Source organism: Streptomyces abyssomicinicus, from assembly GCF_008974245.1.
In the GTDB taxonomy this organism is placed as follows: domain Bacteria; phylum Actinomycetota; class Actinomycetes; order Streptomycetales; family Streptomycetaceae; genus Streptomyces; species Streptomyces abyssomicinicus.
In genome coordinates, this window is the sequence record NZ_BBZI01000005.1 from 372,228 (window position 1) to 396,841 (window position 24,614).

General features: G+C 72.5%; 15 protein-coding genes. All 15 read right to left on the minus strand.

The window, feature by feature from the left end; all coding sequences use genetic code 11:
* Positions 1-2: 2 nt before the first annotated feature.
* The 15 genes from GBN72_RS33930 to GBN72_RS01620 all read right to left on the minus strand — a co-directional run bounded on the left by GBN72_RS33930 (position 3) and on the right by GBN72_RS01620 (position 24,427).
* Positions 3-521 (minus strand): DUF6924 domain-containing protein, encoded by a 519-nt coding sequence (locus GBN72_RS33930; protein ID WP_164540310.1) that lies wholly within the window; start codon positions 519-521, stop codon positions 3-5.
* A 170-nt stretch (positions 522-691) separates the two neighbouring features.
* A complete protein-coding gene (locus GBN72_RS01555) occupies positions 692-1,219 on the minus strand; it encodes a DUF2165 domain-containing protein (protein ID WP_151769793.1) in 528 nt (175 codons plus the stop codon).
* Between the two features lie 126 nt (positions 1,220-1,345).
* Positions 1,346-5,638, minus strand: a complete 4,293-nt coding sequence (locus GBN72_RS01560) for a discoidin domain-containing protein (protein WP_151769794.1) — start codon at positions 5,636-5,638, stop codon at positions 1,346-1,348.
* Positions 5,639-5,789: 151 nt separating this feature from the next.
* Positions 5,790-9,164 (minus strand): CARDB domain-containing protein, encoded by a 3,375-nt coding sequence (locus tag GBN72_RS01565; RefSeq protein ID WP_151769795.1) that lies wholly within the window; start codon positions 9,162-9,164, stop codon positions 5,790-5,792.
* A 171-nt stretch (positions 9,165-9,335) separates the two neighbouring features.
* Positions 9,336-10,346, minus strand: coding sequence for a LacI family DNA-binding transcriptional regulator (locus GBN72_RS01570; RefSeq protein ID WP_151769796.1), 1,011 nt, complete (start codon positions 10,344-10,346; stop codon positions 9,336-9,338).
* A 185-nt stretch (positions 10,347-10,531) separates the two neighbouring features.
* Positions 10,532-12,136, minus strand: coding sequence for a glycoside hydrolase family 13 protein (locus GBN72_RS01575; RefSeq protein ID WP_151769797.1), 1,605 nt, complete (start codon positions 12,134-12,136; stop codon positions 10,532-10,534).
* A gap of 115 nt (positions 12,137-12,251) precedes the next feature.
* Entirely contained in the window at positions 12,252-13,127 is an 876-nt protein-coding gene (locus GBN72_RS01580) for a carbohydrate ABC transporter permease (RefSeq protein WP_151769798.1), read from the minus strand.
* A 14-nt stretch (positions 13,128-13,141) separates the two neighbouring features.
* On the minus strand, positions 13,142-14,101 hold the full coding sequence (locus GBN72_RS01585) for a carbohydrate ABC transporter permease (protein ID WP_151769799.1): 960 nt from the start codon (positions 14,099-14,101) through the stop codon (positions 13,142-13,144).
* A gap of 124 nt (positions 14,102-14,225) precedes the next feature.
* A complete protein-coding gene (locus tag GBN72_RS01590; protein WP_151769800.1) occupies positions 14,226-15,638 on the minus strand; it encodes an extracellular solute-binding protein in 1,413 nt (470 codons plus the stop codon).
* A gap of 173 nt (positions 15,639-15,811) precedes the next feature.
* Positions 15,812-16,561 (minus strand): nucleotidyltransferase domain-containing protein, encoded by a 750-nt coding sequence (locus tag GBN72_RS01595; RefSeq protein WP_151769801.1) that lies wholly within the window; start codon positions 16,559-16,561, stop codon positions 15,812-15,814.
* A 126-nt stretch (positions 16,562-16,687) separates the two neighbouring features.
* Entirely contained in the window at positions 16,688-17,521 is an 834-nt protein-coding gene (locus GBN72_RS01600) for a ribonuclease BN (RefSeq protein ID WP_164540312.1), read from the minus strand.
* 116 nt (positions 17,522-17,637) lie between these two features.
* A complete protein-coding gene (narI, locus tag GBN72_RS01605) occupies positions 17,638-18,327 on the minus strand; it encodes a respiratory nitrate reductase subunit gamma (RefSeq protein ID WP_151769802.1) in 690 nt (229 codons plus the stop codon).
* Positions 18,324-19,115, minus strand: coding sequence for a nitrate reductase molybdenum cofactor assembly chaperone (narJ, locus tag GBN72_RS01610; protein WP_151769803.1), 792 nt, complete (start codon positions 19,113-19,115; stop codon positions 18,324-18,326). The genes narI and narJ overlap by 4 nt, the downstream gene beginning before the upstream one ends.
* A complete protein-coding gene (gene narH / locus GBN72_RS01615) occupies positions 19,112-20,674 on the minus strand; it encodes a nitrate reductase subunit beta (protein WP_151769804.1) in 1,563 nt (520 codons plus the stop codon). Before narH ends, narJ begins: the two co-directional genes overlap by 4 nt.
* An 18-nt stretch (positions 20,675-20,692) precedes the next feature.
* Positions 20,693-24,427, minus strand: coding sequence for a nitrate reductase subunit alpha (locus tag GBN72_RS01620; RefSeq protein ID WP_151769805.1), 3,735 nt, complete (start codon positions 24,425-24,427; stop codon positions 20,693-20,695).
* Positions 24,428-24,614 lie beyond the last annotated feature (187 nt).

The window sequence follows — 24,614 nt, forward strand, 5'->3', positions numbered from 1 at the left end:
CCTTAAGGGAGCGTTCGGGCTCCCCGGCCCGGGTGTGCCACGGGGAGGAACGGCCGAAGGACGCCGTCGGCCGCCTCGGCCGCCCGGGCGGCGAACTCCTCGAAGCCGAGGTTGCCGAGGGCGACGTTCGCGTGGACGTCGTGCGACATCGCCGGGGTGACCCGGAACGCTGCGCCGAACTCGACGTGCGCCGCGTACTCCTCGTCGTCCTCGCACTCCTGCCTGGTCACCAGGGTGGCCGCGAGCAACGGGTGCGAGGGGCCGCGCAGGGTGTCGGCGTCGGCGAGGAAGACCACGCCGCGGTCCTCGTCGCCGCGCAGCGCCGCGACGACCTCCTCGACGGTGGCGTCCGCCCACACCGGGTCGTCCAGCAGCAGCACCGCGGGCTCCCCGCCCGGCGCGTCCGCGGTCGCCCGCAGTTCGGCGACCACCGCCCGCCAGGCGGCCGCGTCGTGGTGGCCGGTGCGCACGACCAGGGTGGCGTACGGGTCGAGGCCGGTGGGTGCGGGCAGCGCGCGCATGAAGTGCTCCTCGGCGGGGCCCGGTGCGGGGCGGTGGTCGATCAGCGGTCGATCATCGCACCGCGACCGGCACCCGCCCGTCTCCGGGGCGAGCGACCGCCACCGCGACCGCCGTCGTGACCGCTTCCGCCGCGGCTTCAGCCACCGCTTCAGCCGCCGCTTCCGCGTGGCTACTCCTCGGCGGCCGCCGCCCCGAACGGCAGGTGGTCCACGATCAGTACGACGCCGCTCATCACGAAGATCCGCGTCGCGGCGTCCAGGCCGTTCCACTGCTCGGACTGCCACATCGCGAACCACTCACCGCCGATCCCGATGAACCCGGCGCCGAACAGCAGCATCACCATCAGCAGCCCGTACGTGCTGATCCGCCGGGCCCGCGGCCGCTCGCGCCGGAACCAGAGCCACGTCCCGTACAGCAGGACGAGCGCCGCGACGCTCTCCCACACGATGACGAGGACGTACGCGGCGTCCTGGAGCCGCTCGCCGGTGACGGCCCGCCACATCAGGTCCGGGTCCTTGAACGTCGTGTCCATGGCCAGCACATGCCGGACGAACGCCTGGTTGGTGCCGAAGTCGGTGATGTTCCCGAACGCGACGAGGGTCATGTAGAGCGCGACGGTCCCGGTGAGCAGGGCCGCCGCGAGCGGCAGGGCGCGTGGGGCGGGCGCGGAGGGGCGTGCGGACGGTGTGGATGCCATACCGGGTTCCTTCCCCTCCGCCGAGGCACCGGCCCGTGCATTTCAGGCCACCGACTCGCGCGCGGGCCGACACGTGTCCGGCGCCCGCCGCGCGAGGCGGCGGGCGCCGGAAGCCTCCGGGTCAGGTCAGCACGGGTTGACGTTGACCCTGAAGGTGGTGGTGGTGTTGCGGACGTCCTGCGCGTTGCCGCTCATGCGCAGGCAGTTGAAGGTGACCTCGCCGACGGCGGGGCCCTGGCCCTCCTCGGGCTTCTCGTTGGCCCAGAGCCCGAAGCCCGACTTGGCGTCCCAGGCGTCGCCGCTCCTGCGCGCCCCGGTGATCGAGACGTCCGTGAAGACGGTGTCCTTGACCGGGAACTGCGGTTGCCCGCCGCTGTAGTTGGTCTGGAACATGATCCCGCTGTAGGTCGGGTCCACGATGTCGACGTCGTGCACCCGGATCCCCTGGAACACCTTCGAGGCGGAGAAGACCCAGATCCCGGGGAAGGTCTGGTTGCCCCAGAAGTGGCCGCCCGCCCGCACGACGGAGATGTTCTCGAAGGTGGTGGGACCGGTCCCGAAGCCGTTCATCGGGTAGCCGAAGTCCAGCGAGGAGATGGTGATCCCGGAGTAGACGAGGGTGTCGGCGATGCGGATGTTGCGGAAGGTGTTGTCGTACCCGCCGTAGACGGCGACGCCCGCGGCACGCCAGGTGAGGGTCGAGGTCAGGTTCTCGTAGACGTTGTCCTTCATGTCGGCGCCGCCCGCGTCGATCGCCGAGAACAGCGCGAAGCTGTCGTCGCCGGTGGCCCGGGCGTCGTTGTTGGTGACCCGGTTGTCCGTCGACCCGTTGGTCATGTTGACGCCGTCGGCGAACATGTTGCGGATCCGGGAGTTCTTGATGGTGACCCGGTCGGTGTTGGCGCCCCAGTACAGGCACACCATGTGCTCGTTCCAGATGTCGTCGACGGTGATGTCCGAGACGTTGGAGAAGTCGAAGACCTTTCCGGGCCCGTCGATGCGCGAGGTGTAGTTGCCGAAGTAGGCGAAGCCCTTGAAGAGCGAGCCCTTGGCGGTCGCGTCGGCGCGGAAGCCGACGTCGGTGTTCTCCTGCGTCGCGGGCGCGTGGAACTTCGTGTACCAGGGCCCGGCGCCGACCACCTTGACGGCCTTGCCGTACACCTGGAACTTGCCGGCCGTCGCGTAGTCGCCCGGCGGCAGGTAGACGCCGGTCAGCTTGCCGGTGGTGTCCATCCGGACCCGGTCGAGGGCGTTCTGCACGTCCTGGTGGGTGAAGCCGGCCGGAACGGCGTAGGCGGCGGGGTCGGGATTGGCGGCCGGGGCGGCCTTCTCGGTGTCGACGAAGTCGACGGCGAAGTGGGCGGCGGAGTTGGCCGCGTCCTTCTGCAGGCGGATCCGGCTGCCCGCCGGAAGCGTCTCGCCGAACAGCAGATGCGCCTCGTCGTAGACGTGGCGGGGGCCTCCGGCGCCCGGGCTGTTGCCGGGCGCGGTCTCCGCCCCGTACAGCCAGGCGAACTTCGAGGTCACCGGCAGCGCCTTCCTGAAGACGCCGTCGACGTACACGTTGAGGGTGGTGTCGATGCCGCCGCCGCCCGGCGCGTCCGGGACGGAGATCCGGGCCACCAGGGTGTTGGTCTCGGCACGGGTGGTGAACTCGACGTACTCGCCGGTCGCGTCGAGGGTCACCGCCTTGCGTCCGGACGCCTCACCGGCGACGTCCCCGACGGTCCGGTTGGGGCCTACCACCTTCGCGCCGCCGCCCACGGTGCCGTCCTCCGCCTCGTACGTCGTGTACGGCATGTCGGCGCCGCGGCCGACGAAGAGGGGCCGGGTGGAGGTGTTGTTCTCCCGCTTGACCGGCGGTTCGCCGCTGTCGGCGGCGACGGTGGTCCGCACCGTGTACGAGCCGTTGGCCGCGGTCCAGGGGCCGAGGGACACCTCGGCGGTGGCGCCGGCGGCGATGACCCCGGTGTGCGAACCGGTCAGGGTGCTGACCGTGGACCCGTCGCCGTCGAGGAGGGTGAGCGTGACCGCGTGGCCGCCCGCGGCACTGGCCTCGGTGCCCTCGTTGCGCACCGGCACCGTGAAGGTCACGGCGTCACCGGCGGCCGGGCTGGACGGCGTGGTGGTCACCGGGCCGGGCACCAGGTCCGGTCCGGCCACCGGCTTGACGACCAGGGGGGAGGGGCGGGTGTGGGTGTTGTTGGTCTCGTTCCGCTCGGCGACCTCCTCGGCCTCGTCGGCGACCGCGCTCAGTTCGTAGGAGCCGGCCGCGCGGGTGCCCACGGACGCCTCCACCGTGGTCCGTGCCCCGGGTGCGAGGGCCCCGGTCCGGGCGGTGGCGACCTTGGTGCCGCCCAGGCGCAGGGCGACCGTGCTCGCGGGCGCGGCGGCCGGGCCGTCGTTGCTGACGGTCGCGGCGACGGTGATGTCGTCCGACTCGACGGGCGCGGCGGGCGAGGCGGTCAGGGAGGTGACGACGAGGTCGGGGGCGGGGGCGGGGACGCCGACGACCTGGAACTCGGCGAGCTGCCCGGCCGGGGCCCCGGTGTTGGCGGTGAACCGCAGCCGCACGTCGGCCACGCGGCCGGTGACCGGGACGGTGACCGTGTTGCCGCTCGCCGGGCTGAACGCGTAGCTCCTCGCGGCCACCAGGGTGGTGAACGCCGAGGCGTTCCGTGCCCGGCCGAGGACCTCGATGGTCTGGGAGCGGGCGGACCACGCGGTGTCCGGGTTCAGCTTGAGCACGAGCCGGTCCAGGTCGGCGTCGGCGCCCAGCCGGACGGTGAGGGTCTGCGGGTAGCTGCCGCCGGCGCCCTCCCAGTAGGTGGCGGTGCTGTTGTCGTTGGCGTTCGCCGCGGCATAGGAGTGCACCGTGGAGGACGCCTCGATCGGCTTGCCGACGGCCAGCTCGGAGCCGCTTCCGCCGCTGCCGTCGCGGGTCACCCGGTTGCTCTCGCCCGACCGGTTGCCGGCGGCGTCCCTGGCCCGGACGGCGTAGGTGACGGTGTTCGTCACCGGCTGGGTGTCCGTCCAGGCGGTGACGTTCCCGGCCACCGTCTCCCGCAGCACGCCGTCGGCGTAGATCTCGTATCCGCTCACGCCGACGTCGTCGGCCGAGGCCGTCCAGGTGAGCCTGACCTTGCCCGCCTCGGGCTCGGTGAACGCGAGGTTCGCCGGGGCGGTCGGGGCCTGGGTGTCGCCGCCGTCGCCGAGACGGGTGACGGTGTTGCTGTCGCCGGACTGGTTGCCGGCCGCGTCCCGGGCGCGCACGCGGTACGACACGGTCTGGTTCGCCGGGCGGTCGTCGGTGAAGGCGGTGACGTCACCGGCGACGCTGGTCAGCAGTGCCCCGTTGGCGTAGACGTCGTACGCGGTGACGGCGGTGTCGTCGCTCGCGGCGTTCCAGGTCAGCCGGATCTGCCCGGTGCCGGGCTCGGTGATCGCCAGGCCCGAGGGCGCGGTCGGGGCCCGGGTGTCGCCGGAGGCCGGGCCGTAGATCTCCAGCTCGGCGATCTGGGCGGCGGGCCGCCCGGTGTTCGCGGTGACCAGGACGCGCACGTGGCGGGTGGTGACGGTGTCGAAGGAGACGGTCGCGGTGTTGTCGTTCGAGGCGTCGAAGGCGTAGGCCCGCGAGGCCGTCAGATCGGTGAAGTCCGTGCCGTCGGTGCTGCCCTGGATCTTCAGCGTCTGGCTGCGGCCCTCCCAGCCGGCCGGGAGCTTCAGCACGACGCGGTCGACGGCCCGGGAGGCGCCGAGGTCGGCCCGGAGCCACTGCGGGAGAGCGCCGTTGGCGCTCTCCCAGTAGCTGGCCCGGTTGCCGTCGTTGGCGTTGCCCGCCGTGTACACCTCGGTGTGGCTGCTGGACGTCAGCGTGCGCCCGGCGGCGAGGTCGACGGAGGACGCGTCGGCCGAGCGCACCTCCAGCTCGGAGAGCTGGGCGGCCTGCCAGCCGGTGTTGGCGGTGATGTCCACGCGGACGAACCGTGTCCGGGCGGCCGGGAAGGACACCGTGACGGTGTTGCCGGTGCCCGGGGCGAACGTGTAGGCGGCGGAGGTCTTCAGGGTGGTGAAGCTGGTGCCGTCGGCGCTGCCCTGGACGGAGAGCGTCTGGTTCCGGCTCTCCCAGCCCGCCGGCAGCTTGAGGACGACCTCGTCCACGCGGGTGGCCGTCCCGAGGTCCGCCTGCACCCACTGGGGCAGGTTCGGCCCGGCGCTCTGCCAGTAGGTGCCCTGGTCGCCGTCGGTGATGTTCCGCGCTCCGTACTCGGCGTGCGAGCTGCTCGCCGAGGCGGTGTCGCCCAGCGCGATGTTCGGCCCGCCCGCGGCCCGGGCGGCGGTCAGCGGACCGCCCAGCCCCAGCAGGCTCGCCACGACCACGGCGCTGAGCCACCGTGATCTCCCTGTGCGGATGTCCATGCGAATCCTCGCTCCTCGGTCGCGCACCGGGGGACGCGCGACCGGTTCGGTGGGGGTGGTGCACTGCGGGTTGTTCCAGGGGTGCGCAAGCGGGAGCCGGAGCGGCGGCCCGAGGGGAAGGGGCGGACCGCCGCACCGGCGAGGGGTGGGGTCAGGGGCGGTTGACGACGAACTGCGAACCGGGCTCGACGCAGACGTCGCCCTCCGCCGAACCGGTGATGGTCACCGAGGTCAGCGTCGCGCTGCCCCGCGCGCCGGACATGGCGAGGACGCCGCAGCCGTTGACCGACCCGTCGATGCGGACGCCGGTGACCTTGACGTCCGGCATCGCGCCGCCACCCGTCTTGAACTGGATGCCGTCGTAGGTCGAGTCGTGGATGTCGGTGTCCTGGATGGTGACGCCGGGGATGTCCGGCCCCTGGGCGAACAGGGTGATCGCGCCGAACTCCTGGTCCTCGTTCCAGAAGGCGCCGCCCGTGCGGTACAGACCGTTGTTCGCGATCAGGGTCCGGCCGGAGAAGGGCAGCGGGTCGTGGTCGGTGGCCAGCATGATCCCCGGATAGTTCATGGTGTCGGAGACCAGGTTGTTCTCGATGGTGTTGCCGTGACCGCCGTAGACCGCGATGCCGTTGGCGCGCCAGGGCAACTGCACCGTGTTGTTGCGGAAGTGGTTGTCGTGGCCCACGTCCACCGAGGTGTCCTTGACGTACTTGCTGGCCCAGACGGCCAGGGCGTCGTCGCCCGTGTTGCGGAAGGAGGAGTTGTGGACCGTGGAGTTGCGGGTGCCGTTGGCGAAGTTGACCCCGTCGGCGTAGGTGTTGCGGATCCGCACGCCGGTGAACTCCACACCGTCGCCCGGGTTCCACAGCTCGGGGATGTTCCCGTAGTCGCGGCCGACCCAGGCGCCGACGTTGGCGTGCTCGATCCAGACGTTGCTGATCTCCGTGTCGCTGCCGAAGCGCCCGTTGAGCGCGACCCCGCCCTCGGCGCCTCCGTCGCCGCCGCGGATGGTGCCGGAGCCGAAGACGGCGATGTCGGAGATCCGGGTGTTGTCGTCGATGTCGAAGCCGAAGTTGCCCTCGTGCGGGTGGTTGATGCCGCCGGCCTGGTGCGGCGGGGTGAGCGAGTACAGCTGCGAGTGCCACATGCCCGCGCCGCGGACGGTGACGTCGCGGATGCCCACCTGGTTGAACTGCCCGCGGTTCAGCGGGTCGTCGGTCAGGATCTTCTTCTCCTGACGCCACTGGCCGGCCGGGATCCACACGCACTCGATCGTGCCGTTCTGGTCGGCGGTGACCGCGCGCTGGATGGCGTCCGCGTCGTCGACGCCGTCGTTGGGCACCGCCCCGTACTCGGTGATCGAGGCGCAGGCGGCGGGCTTGGCGGCCGGGGCGGCGACCTGCTCCAGGTCGATCAGGTCGATGACGTAGAAGGCGGCCGTGTCGCCGGAGTCGCGCTGGAGACGGAACTTCGTGCCGGCCGGATAGGTCTGCGTCAGCAGGGCGTGGGACTCGTCGAAGAGCCGGCGCGCGTCACCGCCCGGGGTGTTGGTCAGGCCCTCGGGGTCGTCGGTGCTGCCGTAGAGCCAGCTGTGCTTGGAGGACAGGGACAGCTTGCGGACGAACTCGCCGTCCGCGTACAGGCTGATGGTGGCCTCGCGGCCGCCTCCTCCGGCCGCGTCGGGGATCGAGTTGCGCACGACGACGGAGTTGGCGGCGTCGCGGGAGGTGAACTCGACGTGGTCGCCGGTGCCGTCCAGGCGCACCGACTTCCGGCCGGAGGACTCGGTGGCGAAGTTGGTGTGGCCGAAGGTGCGCAGCCGGTCCGCGGTGAGCAGCGTCCCGTCGTAACTGCCGTCCTCCGCCTCGTACTCGACGTACGGGACGGCGGCACCGCGGCCGATCACGAGGGAGCGGGCGAGGACGTTGTTGTCCTCGTCGGTCTCCGCGACCTGAGCGGTGGCGTCGGCGGTGGCGGTCAGGGTGGCCCCGCCACCGGTGGCCCGCCAGGTGCCGTCGAGGGCCACCGCGACGGTCGCTCCTGCGGCGACGGCCCCGGTCGTGCCGTCGAAGGTCCGGCCGCCGACGGTGAGCCGGGTGACGGTGCCGGCCGGGACGGCGGTGGTGCCGCGGTTGTTCACCGCGACGGTGAACGAGACGGACGCCCCGACCGCCGGTGACGCCGGGTCGGTGGTGATGCCGGTGACCCGCAGGTCCGGGCCGGCGGCCCGGGAGACGGTCAGTTTCCCGTCCGCGGTGCGGCTGTTGTTGGTGTCGTCCAGCTCGGCGACGGTGTCCGTCGGGTCGACGACCGCCGACACGGTGTACGAGCCCGCCGGGCGCCTGCCCACCGGGACGGAGACCGTCGCGGAGCCGCCGGCCGGGAGGGAGGCGACCGGCGCGGAACCGGCGACGGTCCCCCCGACGGTGACGTCGGCCGTGGTCGCGGCGGACGTCACCGTGCCGGCGTTGCGGACGGTGGCCCGCGCCGTCACCTCGTCCCGCTCCGAAGGCTCCGCCGGCAACCAGGACAGGTCGGTGACGACGAGGTCGGCGCGGGGCGCCGCCCGGCCTACGACCTGCAGTTCGGCGACCTGGCCGCCGGTGGCCCCGGTGTTGGAGTGGAAGGTCAGCCGCAGGTCCGCGACCCGGCCGGTCACCGGGACCACCACGGAGTTCTGCCCCGAGGAGGGACTGAAGGCGTACTCGGCCCTGGCCTTCAGCGTGGTGAACGCCGAAGCGCCGTCGGCCCGGCCCAGGACCTCGAAGGACTGCTTGCGCGGACCCCACACCTGCTCCGGCGGGAGTTTCACGACCACCGCCGTCACGTCCGCGTCGGCGCCCAGCCGCACCGTCAGGGAGGCCGGGAATTGGGCGGACTCCCAGTAGGTGCCGGTGTTGCCGTCGTTGGCGTTCGCCGCCCGGTAGTCCTGCGTGGTGGACGTCGCCTCGACCGGCTTGTTCCGTGCCAGGTCGGTGCCCTCGACGGGCGGGTCGACGGGGCCGTCGTCGCCTTCGCCGTAGATCTCCAGCTCCGACAACTGGGCGGCGTTCCAGCCGGTGTTGGCGGACACCTGCACCCGGACGAAGCGCGCGGAGGCGGAGGACAGGCCGATGCCGACCGTGTTCGCCGCCGACGGGTCGAAGGCACGTGCCTGGGCCGCGGCCAGCGGGGTGAAGGAGTCCCCGTCCGAGCTGCCGAGCACGGCGAGCGACTGCGAGCGCCCCTCCCAGCCCGTGGGCAGTTTCAGCACCACCCGGTCCAGGTCCACCGAGGTCCCCAGGTCGACCTGCACCCACTGGGGGAACGATCCCGCCGGCCCCTCCCAGTAGGTCTGCTGGCTCCCGTCGGTGACGTTCGTCGCGGGGTACCCGCCGTGCGTGCCGCCGGCCGTCGCCACCCGGCCGAGCGCCAGGTTGGGGCCGTCGTCCGCCGCGTACGCGGGCGCGGGCGTCAGGCCGACGGCGAGCAGGCCCGCTGTCAGCAGGCCCACCCCTAATCTCCTGATCGGACGTGCACGTCTCATGATGACCACTCCCAGCAAACTTATTGAGTGATTCCGTCATTTGTTTGCGTTGTCGGAGTGAGAGGTTTCTACTGCGTGACGTGTTTGTCAATGAATCCGTCAAGGGCACGACAAAGCACCGGTGCCCCCCCCGCGAGACGCGGAGGGCACCGGTGCCGGTGAGGGGCGGGGTCAGCGCGTCCGGGGAGGCGCGGTCGATCCGCGGACGACGAGCTCGGGCTCGAACAGCAGCTCGCCCAGGTGGGAGTGGGAGCCCTCGATCTGCGCGCACAGCAGGTCGACCACCGCGCGGCCCATCGCCTCGATGGGCTGGCGCACGGTCGTCAGGGGCGGCTCCGTGCAGGTCATGAAGGCCGAGTCGTCGAAGCCCACCACCGAGACGTCCCCCGGTACGGACAGCCCGCGGCGGCGGGCCGCCCGGATCGCCCCGAGGGCGAGCGGGTCGCTGGCGCAGACGATCCCGGTGACGCCCTGCTCCAGGAGGCGGGCGGTCGCGGCCTGGCCGCCCTCCAGCGAGAAGATGGACGGCTGCACGAACGCGTCGGGCAGCTCCATGCCCATGACCTTCGCGGACGCCCGGGCGGCCTCCAGTTTGCGGCGCGAGGGCATGTGGTCCGCCGGCCCGACGACCAGGCCGATCCGCTCGTGGCCGAGGGAGGCCAGATGGCGCCACGCCTGCTCGACGGCGACCGCGTCGTCGCAGGCGACGCAGGGGAAGTCCAGTCCCTCGATCGACGCGTTGACGAGGACGACCGGCACCTTGCGCTCGGCCAGCAGGTGGTAGTGCTCGTGCGGCGCGTCGGCCTGCGCGAACAGGCCGCCGGCGAAGATCACCCCGGAGACCTGCTGCTGGAGCAGCAGGTCCACGTAGTCGGCCTCCGAGACGCCGCCCTTGGTCTGCGTGCACAGGACCGGAGTGAGCCCCTGCTGGGCGAGCGCGCCCCCGATGACCTCGGCGAGGGCCGGGAAGATCGGGTTCTGCAGCTCCGGGAGGACGAGGCCGACCAGCCGGGCGCGCTCCCCGCGCAGCTGGGTCGGACGCTCGTAGCCGAGGACGTCCAGCGCGGTGAGCACGGACTGCCGTGTCGCCTCGGAGACACCGGGCTTGCCATTGAGGACACGGCTGACCGTGGCCTCGCTGACCCCCACCTTCTTCGCCACCTGGGCCAGTCGTCGCGTCATGAGCGCAAGCCTAACGCAAACCGTGCAAGTAATTGCAGTCCTCTCTCCTCTCCACGTCGGTCACCCGTCCGCCCGCGGCGCCGACATGCGCGCCGCCGTCGCCCGCCCAGCGCAAGCGGGTGCAAACCGAGCCGGGGCGGGGCCGGGTCACCCGTCCGCGGGGACGGACGACCCGCGTCGGCCGGTCAGGTCCGCAGCCACACGGCGGTGTCCGCCGGCAGCGTCCCGTCGGCGCCGAGCGGACCGCTGGCGAGGAGCAGCCGTTCGTGCGGCGGCAGGACGGCGGGCGCCCCGGCGAGATTGACGACGCAGACCAGGCCGTGCGTCCGGCGGAAGGCGAGTACGCCGTCGCCGGCGTCCAGCCAGGTCAATGGCCCGTCCCCGAAACCCGGTTCGCCGCGGCGCAGCCGCAGGGCCGCCCGGTAGAGGGAGAGCATCGAGTCCGGGTCGGCGCTCTGCCGGTCGACGGCGTACTCGCCCCAGTCGGCGGGCTGCGGCAGCCAGGGCTCGGACCGCGCCCCGAACCCGTGGGACGGCGCCCCGGCCTCCCAGGGCAGCGGCACCCGGCAGCCGTCCCGGCCGGGGTCCGTGCCGCCGGAGCGGAAGTGCATCGGGTCCTTGATGCGGTCCCGGGGGATGTCGGCCTCCGGCAGGCCCAGCTCCTCGCCCTGGTAGAGGTAGACGGAGCCGGGCAGGGCGAGGCTCAGCAGGGCGGCGGCGCGGGCGCGCCGGGCGCCGAGGACGAGGTCGGTGGGGGTGCCGAAGCGCTTGGTGGCGAAGTCGAAGGCGGTGTCGGCACGGCCGTAGCGGGTGACGGTGCGGGTGACGTCGTGGTTGCACAGCACCCAGGTGGCCGGGGCGCCGACCGGGGCGTGCTCGGCGAGGGTGCCGTCGATGGAGCGGCGCAGCCGTCCGGCGTCCCAGGGGCAGGTGAGGAAGTTGAAGTTGAAGGCGGTGTGCAGTTCGTCGGGGCGCAGGTAGCGCGCGAAGCGTTCGGCGTCGGGCAGCCACACCTCCCCGACGAAGACGCCGCCGTACTCGTCGGCGACGGCGCGCCAGGAGCGGTAGACGTCGTGGAGCGCGTCCTGGTCGATGAAGGGCGGCCGGCCGGTGCCCTCCTCGTAGTCCGGGAGGGCGGGGTCCTTGACGAGCAGCGCCGCGGAGTCGATGCGCACGCCGGCGACGCCGCGCTCGAACCAGAACCGCAGGATGTCCTCGTGCTCCGCACGCACGGCGGGGTGGTCCCAGTTGAGGTCGGGCTGCTCCGGGGTGAACAGGTGCAGGTACCACTCGCCGTCGGGGACGCGGGTCCAGGTGGTTCCGGAGAACTGTGACGGCCAGTCGTTGGGCGGGAGTTCGCCCGCCTCCCCGCGTCCGGGACGGAAGTGGAACAGCTCCCGTTCCGGGCTGCCCGGGCCCGCCGCAAGAGCGGCCCGGAACCAGGGGTGCTGGTCGGAGACGTGGTTGGGGACGATGTCGACGACGGTGCGGATGCCGAGCGCGCGGGCCTCGGCGATCAGCTTCTCCGCGTCGGCGAGGGTGCCGAAGGCCGGGTCGATGGTGCGGTAGTCGGCCACGTCGTAGCCGCCGTCGACCAGCGGCGAGAGGTACCAGGGGGTGAACCAGACGGCGTCGACGCCGAGTTCCGCGAGGTAGGGCAGTCGCGCGCGGACGCCCGCCAGGTCCCCGGTGCCGTCGCCGTCTCCGTCGGCGAAACTGCGCGGGTACACCTGGTAGATGACGGCGTCGCGCCACCAGTCGGCGGAGCGGTGCGGAGTGGGGGCTGCCACGTGGCGGTCCTTTCGGGCAGGGTGGATCTTCGCCGCCGGCCCGCAGCAGCGGGCTGGGCGCGGACCGGCGGCGAAGGCATGGGTGCGGTGCGGGTTCGGGCGCAAGTAGGGGCGCTCAGCCCTTGACGCCGCCGGCGGTGAGGCCGCTCATGATGTTGCGCTGGAAGACCAGGAAGATCAGCAGCGTGGGCACGGAGGCGATGGTCAGCGCCGCGATCAGGACGTTCACCGGCACCCCGGTGGACAGGGAGTAGATGCCGACGTTGAGCGTCTGCATCGCCGGATCGGGCAGGGTGAGCATCGGCCAGAGGAAGTCCTTCCAGACCCCCACGATCGCGAAGATCGAGACCACGCCGAGGATCGGCCGCGAGATGGGCAGCACGACGGACCACAGGACGCGCGTCGGGCCGGCGCCGTCCATCGAGGCGGCGTCGAGGAGTTCCCGCGGGATCGAGTCGAAGAACCGCTTGAGCAGGAAGATGTTGAAGGCGTTGGTCACCGACGGCAGCCAGATCGCCCACGGCGTGTTCAGCAGGTTCCGTTCGACGACCGGCACGTCCAGGACCGTCAGGTACTGGGGCACCAGCAGCACGGTCGCAGGGATCATGAGCGTGGCGAGCATCAGGCCGAGGATCGCCTTGCCGAGCACCGGGCGCAGCCTGGACAGCGAGTACGCGGCGGCCACGTCGAGGACGAGCTGGAAGGCGAGCGCCCCGAACGCGTAGTAGAGGGTGTTGCCGAGCAGCTTCGCGAGGTCCATGACCTCCCAGGCGCGGCTGTAGTTCTCCGGCGTGAAGCTGTGGGGCACCAGGGTCGGCGGGGTTTGGATCACCTCCTGGGCGTCCTTGAAACCGCCGGCGACCAGCCAGTACAGCGGGCCGAGGAAGACCAGGGTGAAGCCGGCGACCACCAGGGCGAGGACGATCCGGTAGACGGCCTTGCCGCGGGGCCTGGCGAGCTGGGCCGGCGAGATGAGCGTACGCGTGGACATGGTGGTCTCCCGGCCTACTCGTCCTGGGCGCGGCTGAGCCGCACGTACGCCGCCGAGAAACCGGCGAGGAGCACGAGCAGCAGCAGCCCGAGCGCCGCGGCGGCGCCGTAGTCGTTGAAGTTGAAGGCGTACTGGTAGATGAGGTACACGACGGTGGTGGTCGACCCCTCCGGGCCGGCGCCGCCGGTGAGCAGGAACGGCTCGACGAAGACCTGCATGGTCGCGATGACCTGCATGAGCAGCATCAGCGAGAGGACCAGGCGTGTCTGCGGGATCGTCACGTGCCAGATCTTGCGCAGGAGGCCGGCGCCGTCGAGTTCCGCGGCCTCGTAGAGCTCGCCCGGTATCCCCTGGAGCGCGGCGAGGTAGATGAGGGTGGCGCCTCCCATGTTCATCCAGGTGGAGGCGACCACGATGGAGAGCATCGAGAGGTCCGGGTCCTGGAGCCACTGCTGTTCCGGCAGGTGGAGGAGGCGCAGCAGCTCGTTGAGGAGTCCGTAGCCGGGGTCGTACAGGTACTGGAAGAGCAGCACGGAGGCGACCGGAGGCAGCATCACCGGCAGGTAGACCAGCAGCCGGAGATAGCCCTGGGCGTGGTGGAACTCGTTGATGACGATCGCCACGAGGAACGGCACCGCGAATCCGAGGAGCAGCGCCAGCACGGTGAACAGGAGCGTGTTGCGCCAGGCCTGCCAGAAGGCGGGATCGTTGAACACGGTGGCCAGGTTGTCCAGGCCGACCCAGCTGACCTCGCCGTTCTCGGTCGTCTGGAAGGCCAGGAAGAACTCCCTGACCATGGGATACCAGGAGAACACGGCGAAGCAGAGGACCGCGCCGATGAGGAAGGCGTGGGCGGTCAGATTGCGTCGCAGCGCTCGGGCGAAGGCGCCGCCGGGGGGCGCGGGCGCCGCCTCGCGCGGTGCGGACGGGCGGGAGGGTCCCGCCTTGCTCGGGGTGAGGCCGGTGGCCGCCATCGTCGCTCCTCGGTACTGATCTGCGGTGTCCGGTGTCCGGGTCGAGGTTTTGGAGGTCCCGGAGGTGCCTGTGCCGTGGCCGGGCCGGGGGCGGGCCGCGCGGTCCGCCCCCGGCCGGGCGTGGTCACTGATGGGCCAGGATCTGGTTGACCTGGGACTCGGCGGTGGCGAGGAGCTTGTCGATGTCGGCGTCCTTGTTGGTGAGGATGCCGGACATCACGTTGTCGAGGACCTTGTAGATCTCCTGCGCCTTCGGCGGCTCGGCCTTGCCGGCGACGGGGTTGTCCATGAAGGTCCGGAAGTTCTCGACCGGCATGGTGGCGTGTTCGGCCCGGGCGGCGTCGTCCTCGGACTTGGAACCGTTCAGCCAGAAGTTGGGCTGCGGGACGCCGACCGGCAGGCCGTCGGCCTTGGTGCGCTCCCACGCGAACTGGCCCTTGCCGACCGTGAGGTTCTTGAAGTTGAGCCAGGCGATCGCGGCCTTGACCTGGTCCGGCGAGATGCCCTTCTTGATCATGTAGCTGTTGCCGCCGGCCAGCGTGGCCTTCCCGCCGGGGATCGGCCCCATGCCGAAGTTCTCGTACTTCGCGCCGAGTTGCTGGACCATGTAGGCGATGTCGTCGGGGGCCGCGAGGAACATGCCGAGCTTGTCGGAGGCGATCTGCTTCTGCAGGTCGCCCCACTTCAGCAGCTGGGTCTTGCCCATGCTGTCGTCCTCCCAGCGCATGGCGTGCAGGTTCCGGGCGACCTGCTCGCCGAGGCCGGTGTTGAAGGCCGCCTTCTCGCCGTCCGCGTCGACGACGTCCCCGCCGACGCTGTACAGCTGGGCGGTGAAGTGCCAGCCGCCGGTGTTGCCCGCGCTGTACTCGCCGAAGCCGGCGATGCCGTCGCCCAGGGCGGCGATCTTCTTCGCGGCGGTCCGGACCTCCTCCCAGGTGCGCGGCGGGCTGTCGGGATCGAGGCCCGCCCGCTCGAAGAGCTTGCGGTTGACCAGCAGGCCCATCGTGTAGTTGCTGGTGGGCAGCCCGTACAGCTTGCCCTCGTGGCGCAGGGACGCCAGGACGTTCGGATCGATGTCCTTCAGCAGCGGGACGGTTCGGTCGTTGACGTAGGCGGTGATGTCCTCGGCGCCGTCGTTGTCCAGGACCTGCGGCAGGTCGGTGAAGTAGGTGTAGAAGACGTCCGGCTGGGACTTCGCCTTGAGCATGGCGGTGAAGCGCGGCGGCTCCAGGCACTGGCCCGGGGTGGAGCGGCCCTGGACGGTGACGTTCGGGTACGTCTTGTTGAACTCCGCGACGTCCTCCTTCCACTGCTTCAGCTCGGCCGCCTTCGCCGCCGGGGGCATGCAGTCGATGGTGATCGTCACCTTCGCCGCCGGATCCAGGGGCGCGGCCGGATCCGACGAGCCGCTTGCACGGGAATCGGCGTCGTCGTCACTGCTGCTGGTGCCGCAGGCGGCGAGCACGGTCAGCGTGAGAGCGGACGCCAGGGCGACCGCGCCGGCACGGCGGGTACGGCGGAACCGGGCACATCTCATGGGTGGTCCCCTTCGGGCATGAACGTGGAGGTCGCCCCACCACCGGACGGCGGATGCGTTGTGGGGCGCGGCACACTCAACCACCACCGACAAGGGAACGCAAGATGTTGCGTTAGCTTCGTAAATCTCTGACAAGGTCGAGTCGATTAGTTGTGATCCCGAGGCCGGGGTGTCTACGCGAGGTGCCTGGGGCCGGTGCGGAGCGCGTGGGCCGTGATGCTCCGCTGCTCCGCGGTCATGGCGTCCTCGAACAGGGCGCAGGCGGCGCCGAAGAGCGCGACGGCGGCCGCGCAGCTCTCCTCGAACCCCTCGCCCCGGGTGGCCAGGGCCGCTTCCTGGTGGCGGCGCCAGTCCTCGCCGAGGCGGTCCGCGAGGAGGTGCCAGAGGTGGTTCTCGGAGGTGAAGAAGGTGCGCGTGCCGGCCGCGACCACCGGAGCCAGGTGGACGACGAGGACGGAGGCCTGGACGCGGGCGTTGACCCGGTCCCGCCGGGCCACGGCCCGGCGCAGCTTCAGCACCTCCTCCGCGTAGCCGTACACCTGCCCGGCCGCCCAGGTCTCGGGCGAGGGGTCGAGGTCGTCCCAGCTCCAGGCCCGCGCCCGCTCGACGAGCTCGCGCGCACGGCCGTGCGGGTCGTCCAGGACGAGGGCGTCCCGCCAGGCCGGCACCACCTGGCCGCAGGAGTGGTGGTCCGCCATGCGGGCCCGGTGCTCGTCCGCGGTCGCGAAGCTCCAGGACACCGGACCCAGCCCGGTCAGCCGGAAGACGTAGCCGGGGCCGGGACCCACGCACACGACGTCGATGTCCGACCACGCGGTCGCCTCGCCCCTGACCTGACTGCCCACCAGTACCGCGGCCTCCGGCCGCGGGTCCCAGGCCCGCAGCATCGGCTCCAGCACGTGCTTCCAGTCGACGACGGTCATCCGTTCCCCCCAGGGGTGAAGACGTGGCGGCGGGGACCGATCATCGGCCCGCCGGGACGCGCCCGTCCAGCCGCCGCGGCACCGGAGGGCGCGGTGCCGCGGCCCGCGCGGAGGGCACGGCGCGGGTCACAGCACCCGGATCCGCCGGGGAGGCCGCTCGCGTCCGGTGCCGTGGTGGTGGACCAGCCAGTGGCCGAAGAGCGCCCCGCCGTGGAACACGAACCCGACGCCGATCAGCCAGGACTCGACGACCAGCACGATGCCGACGGCGCCGTAGCTGATCGCGTTGGTCACGATCAGCGGGGTGAAGACGTAGTAGGAGAAGGCGCGCAGGCCGATCAGGCCGGCCATGGTGGACAGGGCGCCCGGCAGCAGGCGGCGCCAGGGCACCTGACCGCCCAGCAGGAAGTGCTGCCCCCACCAGAAGAACACGGTGCCGACCGCCGAGCTCAGGGCGATCCGCACCCCGCCGGGAAGGTCGCGGGTGAGGACCTCCTGGTACAGGTAGGCGGTCAGCGCGATCAGCCACACCATCTGCCGCCAGACGCGGTGCCAGGGACCGGAGGGCAGGCCCCAGATCCGCTCGTAGCCGTTCTGCACGCTGCCGCCGAGGGCCACCCCGAACAGGGCCAGGGTGATGCCGCCGAGCACGCTGGTGGAGCCGACCACCTTGGGGGGCGGGCTGAAGATGTCGGTGAGGACCTCCGCCGACCGCTGCGGCAGCCCCATCCCGTCGGCGAGCCAGGAGGCGAAACCGCCCCGTCCCAGCGGGTCGGCGGCGGCCACGACGATCAGCAGCGGAGCGAGGGTGACCAGGGCGAGGGTGGCGAAGCCGAGGGCACGGTGCATCAGCTCCAGGTCGCGGGCCTGACGGATCAGGGCGGTCGCGGCCAGCCGCCGCCACGCGCGGTGCAGTGGCCCCGGCCGGTCCTCGGCGGCCCTGGTGCTTCGACGCCTCATGTCACGACCCTCCGCGACCGGTCGCGCCGCGACAAACCCACCGGGGCAGCCGGGGGACCGGGCGCGGGCGACGGCCGGCTCCCCGGGGGACGGCCGTCACCCCCGGGGAGCGGGCGTCACCTGGTCGCCGCGCGGTGGCGGTACACCACGTAGGGGCGGACCAGGTACCCGATCGGGGCGCTCCAGACGTGGACCAGACGGGTGAAGGGCCAGACGGCGAACAGCAGGCAGGCGGTCAGCGCGTGCAGCCGGAACAGCAGCGGCGCGCCGGCGATCGCCTCGGGCCGGGGCCGGAGGACGAACAGGCCGCGGAACCAGACGGAGACCGTGCCGCGGTAGTCGTAGCCGCCGCCCAGCACGTTGTGCGCCACTGTCGCCGCGATGCCGAGGAGCACGGTGGCCGCCAGCAGCGGGAAGAGCAGCTTGTCGCTGCGGCTGGTGGTCGGCCGGATCCGCCGGGTCAGCACCCGGCGGGCGCAGAGCATGCCGAGCCCCGCCACCATGGCCAGGCCGGCCACCGAGCCCGCCCAGACGGCCACGGTGTGGTACGTGTGCTCGTCGACGCCGGCCGCCTCGGTCCACGAGGCGGGGACGGCCAGGCCCACCACGTGGCCGGCGATCACCATGAAGGCGCCGACGTGGAACAGCGGGCTGCCCCGGCGCAGCCACCGGTGCTCCAGGAGCTGGCTGGTGCGGGACGTCCAGCCGAACTGGTCGTGGCGGTAGCGCCAGACGTGCCCGGCCGCGAACACGGCGAGGCAGACGTAGGGCAGGGCAACCCACAGCAGGAGGTTCGGGGCGCTCATGGGCGGCCTTCCTCGTTCGCAGGAATCAGCGGGAGAACGCGCGAGGGCGGGGCGGGAGGCGGCGGGACGAAGGCGCCCGGCGGCGCGAAGACCGCCGGGCCCGGCCCCGGCGCACCGTACGGGTCGAGGCCGACCTCCTCCCCGGGCGGCCCCTGGGCGACCAGCTCGGCCACCGCCCGCAGGTCCTCCCCGGTCGCCGGCGGCAGCAGGGAGAGCAGGGCGCCCAGCAGGTGCCGGTAGGGGGAGTCCGCCTCGGCCAGCGAACGGTGGATCAGCTCCAGGCCGCGCCGGTGCTGACGCAGGGGCGCCTCGCCCCGGCCCGGGCCGGCCAGGGCGGCGAACTCCAGGACCACGGGCAGGTGGTCGGGGAGCTCACCGCCGTCGCTGTCCCAGCCGGCCGCGCGGTAGCGCCGGGCCAGGGCGAGGAGCGCCATGCCGCGGCGACGGGTGTCGCCGTGCAGGTAGTAGGTGAGGTACAGGCTGCTGCGCCGGCGCAGGTCGAAGGTCTCGACGTAGTGCCGCTGGAGCGCGTCGGCGTCCTCGGCGGTGAACCAGGCCGCGAACGCGGCGAGGCCGCGGGCCGCCCCCGAGCCTGGCAGGGCGGCGGCCGACGCGGCGATCGCAGGCCGCGCCGCGGTCAGTTCCGCGTCCGGGTACTGCAGCGACAGCGAGAGCAGACGCAGCAGCAGCGCGCGCTGCCCGGGGTCCTCGGGCCCGCGGGTGCGGCGGCCGGCCGGGCGGACCCGGGCGCGGACGGCGCCGGACAGTGCGGAGGGCGACGGGGTCACCGGTGGCCTCCCTCGGTGCGGGCGCGGGCGCGGGCGCGGGTGCGGGTGCGCAGGGTGGGCATCCCCAGCGCCACCCGGCGTCCGTCGCCCCCCGGCGCGCCGGGGGAGCCGGAGGACTCCACCGGGCACCGGGTCTCCGTCGCGGAGAGCGCCGCGGCGTCCTCCCGGTGGGCCGCGGGCACCACGTAACGGTCCTGGTACTTGGCGACGGCGAGCAGCCGGTGCAGGTCCTCGGCGTCGCGGGCGGTCAGCCCGACCGGCTCCAGCAGGGCGGGATCGCCGTCGCCGCCCAGGGCCCGGCCGCGCATGAAGGAACGCAGGGCGGTCAGCTTCATCAGCACCCCCGCCACCACGTCGGCGTCCCCGGCGGTGAACAGGCCGGCCAGGTACTCCAGCGGGATCCGCAGACGGGTGACGGCCGCGAAGACGTGGTCGGGGTTCTCCGCCTCGCCGCCCGCCTGCCCGACGGCGTCCAGCACGGGGGAGAGCGGCGGCACGTACCAGACCATGGGCAGCGTCCGGTACTCCGGGTGCAGCGGCAGCGCCACCCGGTGGCGGACCACCAGCTCGTACACCGGGGAGCGGCGGGCGGCCTCCAGCCAGTCCTCGGGGATGCCCGACTCCCGGGCCGCCGCCGCGACCCCGGGGTCGCGCGGGTCGAGGAAGACCCCGCGCTGCGCGTCCAGCAGGTCCTTCTCGTCCGGCGTCGCCGCGGCCTCGCCCACCCGGTCCGCGTCGTACAGCAGCAGGCCCAGGTACCGGAGCCGGCCCACGCAGGTCTCGGAGCACACGGTGGGCAGGCCGGCCTCGACGCGGGGAAAGCAGAAGGTGCACTTCTCCGCCTTGCCGGTGGCGTGGTTGACGTACACCTTCTTGTACGGGCAGGCGGTGACGCACATCCGCCAGCCCCGGCAGCGGTCCTGGTCGACCAGGACGATGCCGTCCTCCACCCGCTTGTACATCGCCCCCGACGGGCAGGCCGAGACGCAGGCCGGGTTGAGGCAGTGCTCGCACAGCCGGGGCAGGTGGAACATGAAGGTCTGCTCGAACTCGAACCGCACCTTCTCGGCGAGCTGGCCCGTCAGGTTCGGGTCACCGGCGGCGTGTTCGGCCGCACCGCCGAGGTCGTCCTCCCAGTTGGCGCCCCAGGTGATCGCCGTGGGCTCGCCGGTGAGCACCGAGCGGGGCCGGGCCACCGGCACGTGCCGCCCGGCGGGGGCGCTCACCAGGTTGTCGTAGTCGTAGGTGACCGGCTCGTAGTAGTCGTCGATGGCCGGCAGGTCCGGGTTGGAGAACAGCGACAGCAGCCGCCGCACCCGCCCCCCGGACCGCAGCACCAGCCGGCCGCGCCGGTCCAGGGCCCAGCCGCCCTTCCACCGCTCCTGGTCCTCGTAGCGGCGGGGGTAGCCGATGCCGGGCTTGGTCTCGACGTTGTTGAACCAGGCGTACTCGACCCCGGTGCGGTTGGTCCAGGTCTGCTTGCAGGTGACCGAGCAGGTGTGACACCCGATGCACTTGTCCAGGTTCATCACCATGGCGATCTGTGCCATCACGCGCATGTCAGGTTCTCCGGCATCTCAGTACTCCACCGGCGTGCTGCGCCTGCGGACGACGGTGACCTCGTCGCGCTGGTTGCCCGTGGGGCCGTAGTAGTTGAAGGCGTAGGTGAACTGGGCGTAACCGCCCGCCAGATGGGTCGGCTTGAGCAGCAGCCGGGTCAGCGAGTTGTGGATGCCGCCCCGCCTGCCGCTGACCTCGGTCCTCGGCACGTTCACCGTGCGGTCCTTGGCGTGGTACATGTACACGGTCCCCTCGGGCATCCGGTGGGAGACCACCGCCCGGGCCGCCACCACGCCGTTGCGGTTGTAGGCCTCGATCCAGTCGTTGTCCTTCACGCCGATCCTCGCGGCGTCCTGGGTGGACATCCAGATGACCGGGCCGCCCCGGGAGAGCGCCAGCATGTAGGCGTTGTCCTGGTACTCGGAGTGGATGGACCACTTCGAGTGCGGAGTCAGGTAGCGGACCGTGACCTCGGCCGCCCCGTCGCGCAGGTGCTCGTCGCCGTAGTGGCGGCGGGCGTCCAGCGGCGGGCGGTAGACGGGCAGTTGCTCGCCCAGCTCGGTCATCCAGTCGTGGTCGACGAAGAAGTGCTGGCGGCCGGTCAGGGTGTGCCAGGGCTTGCGGTGCTCGACGTTGATCACGAAGGGCGAGTAGCGCCGCCCGCCGGTCTCGCTGCCCGACCACTCGTAGGAGGTCATCACCGCCCGCGGCTGGACCCGGGTGTCGGCGAAGGTGATCCGCTCCGCCTCCCGTTCCGCGGCCAGCTCCACCAGCCCCCTCGCGCCCGTCTGCCGCTCCAGCTCCCGGAAACCCTCGGTGGCCAGACGGCCGTTGGTGGTGCCGGACAGGGCGAGGATCGCCTCGCACATGTCGGAGGCCGTGGCCAGCGAGGGCCGGCCGGCCGCCACGCCGTCCGGGACGGTGCCCAGACGGTGCCGCAGGTCCTCGATCTCCCGGTCGGGACGGACCGTCACGCCCTTGGTGGTGGTGCCCAGGGTGTCCAGCAGCGGGCCCACCGCGCGCATCTTCTCCGCGACGGCCCCGTAGTCCCGCTCCACCGTGACCAGCCTGGGCATCGTGCGGCCGGGCACCGGGTCGCACTCGCCCGCCTTCCAGTCGCGCACCACCCCGCCCGGCTGCGCCAGTTCGTCCGGGGTGTCGTGCAGCAGCGGCACCGCGACGACGTCGGTGCGCCTGCCCAGACGGTCCTTCGCCAGCTCCGAGAACCGGTCGGCGATGGTGAGGAAGGCGTCGTAGTCGGTGCGGGCCTGCCACGGCGGGCTGATCGCGGGGGTGAAGGCGTGCACGAACGGGTGCATGTCCGTGCTGGACAGGTCGTCCTTCTCGTACCAGGTCGCGGCCGGCAGCACCACGTCGGCGAACAGACCGGTGGAGGTCATCCGGAAGTCCATGGCGACCAGCAGGTCGAGCTTGCCCTCCGGGGCCTCCTCGCGCCACACCACCTCCTCGGGCCGCCGCTCCGGCGGGGTCTCCTCGCTGCGGACGGCGCTGTCGGCGCCGAGCAGGTGGCGCAGGAAGTACTCGTTGCCCTTGCCGGAGGAGCCGAGCAGGTTGGCCCGCCAGACGGTCAGCACCCGGGGGAAGTTGGCCGGGTCGTCGGGGTCCTCCGCGGCGAACCGCAGCTTGCCGGAGGTCAGTTGCCCGACGACGTGGTCGGCGACCGGCGTTCCCGCCGCCGCGGCCTCGTCGGCGAGGTCCAGCGGGTTGCGGTTGAACCCCGGGTGGCCGGGCGTCCAGCCGAGCCGCACCGCCTGGGCGAGACAGTCGGCGAACCCCTTGCCGCGGAACCGGCCCGCACCGGTGGGGGAGGCCAGTTCGTCCGGTCCGAACGCCTCGTAGCGCCACTGGTCGGTGTTGAGGTACCAGTAGGAGGTGCCCGCCATGTGCCGGGTGGGGCGCTGCCAGTCGAAGGCGAAGGCGAGGTGCTGCAGGCCGGTGACCGGGCGGATCTTCTCCTGCCCGACGTAGTGCGCCCAGCCGCCGCCGTTGACACCCTGGCATCCGGTCATGGTCGTCAGGGCCAGGAACGCCCGGTAGATGGTGTCGGAATGGAACCAGTGGTTGGTGCCCGCGCCCATGGCGATCATCGAACGCCCCCGGGTGCGCTCGGCGTTGCGGGCGAACTCGCGGGCGATCCGGGCGGCCTGCTCGGCCGGCACCGAGGTGACCGTCTCCTGCCAGGCCGGGGTGTACGGCCGGGAGGCGTCCTCGTAGGAGGACGGCCAGTCCCCGGGCAGCCCGGGCCGCGGGACGCCGTACTGGGCGAGGAGCAGGTCGAAGACGGTGGTGACCGTCCGGCCGCCGATCCGGCGGACCGGCACCCCGCGCACCATGGTCGAGCCGCCCTCGGTGGCGCCCTCGTCGAACCGGGGCAGCACCACCTCGACGGTCTCCACGGCGCCGCCGGCACCGTCCGCGCCGTTCCCGCCGCCCGGGCCGTCCGCGCCGTCCAGCAGGGAGAGCCGGGGCTCCACCCCCTGGAGGTCCAGGTTCCAGCGGCCGGGCCGCTCCTTGTCCCAGCGGTGCCCCGACGACCCCGCCGGGACGACCGGTTCACCGGTCGCGTCGTCCACCAGGACGGTCTTGAAAGCGGCGTTCTCCTCCTGACTGCCCAGCCCCAGGTCCTCGGCGGTCAGGAACCGGTCGGGCACCAGCCCGGCCCCGTGCTCCCGCAGCGTCACCAGGAACGGGGCGTCGGTGCAGGTGCGCAGGTAGTCGCGGAAGTAGGGGACCCGCCGGTCGACGAGGAACTCGCGGAGGATGACGTGGCCCATCGCCATCGCCAGCGCCCCGTCGGTACCGGGGTGCGGGGCCAGCCACTCGTCGGCGTGCTTCACGTTGTCCGCGTAGTCCGGGCTGACCGCGACGACCTTGGTGCCGTTGTACCGGGTCTCGGTGAGGAAGTGCGCGTCCGGGGTGCGGGTGACGGGGATGTTGGAGCCCCACATCACCAGATAGCCGGCGTTCCACCAGTCGGCGGCCTCCGGCACGTCCGTCTGGTCGCCGAACACCTGCGGCGAGGCGATCGGCAGGTCCGCGTACCAGTCGTAGAAGGAGAGCAGGGTGCCGCCGATCAGCGACAGGAAGCGGGCCCCCGCCGCGAAGGAGGCCATCGACATCGCCGGGATCGGGGAGAAACCCGCCACCCGGTCCGGGCCGTACCGCCGGATCGTGTGCACGTGGGCGGCGGCGACCAGCTCCGACACCTCGTTCCAGTCGGCCCGCACCAGGCCGCCCTTGCCGCGCGCCCGCTTGTACGCGCGGGCCTTCGCCGGATCACCGGTGATCTCCGCCCAGGCCGCCACCGGATCCCCCAGCCTGCGGCGGGCCTCCCGCCACAGCTTCAGCAACTCGCCGCGCACGTAGGGGTAGCGGACCCGGCTGGGGGAGTAGGTGTACCAGGAGAACGACGCCCCCCGGGGACAGCCGCGCGGCTCGTACTCCGGGCAGTCGGCGCCGATCGACGGGTAGTCGGTGGCCTGGTGCTCCCAGGTGATCAGCCCGTCCTTGACGTACACCATCCAGGAACACGACCCGGTGCAGTTCACCCCGTGGGTGGAGCGCACCACCCTGTCGTGGGCCCAGCGCTCGCGGTACGGGCCGTCGCCCCCGCCGGCGCCCTCCTCGAACACGGCCCGTCCGTCGGCCGACGTCTCGCGGCGCGTCAGCAGCCGGCGCCCGGCCAGGGGCCAGTCGCGGCCGCCGGGCCTGCCTGCCTCATCTTCTGCCATGGCCCCGAAGCTAGGCCGCGCGCCGTCCGCCCACCCTGGGCCGAAGGACCTCGTGGGGGCCTCCACCGGTCCCTGCCCGGCCGGGCGCGGCCGGGCCCTTCGGCCCCTGCCCGCGGACCGAAGGGCACAGGCGGCCGCAGGGGCGCGGAGCGCATCCTGTCCGATGATCGAACGGAAGGTTGACCGG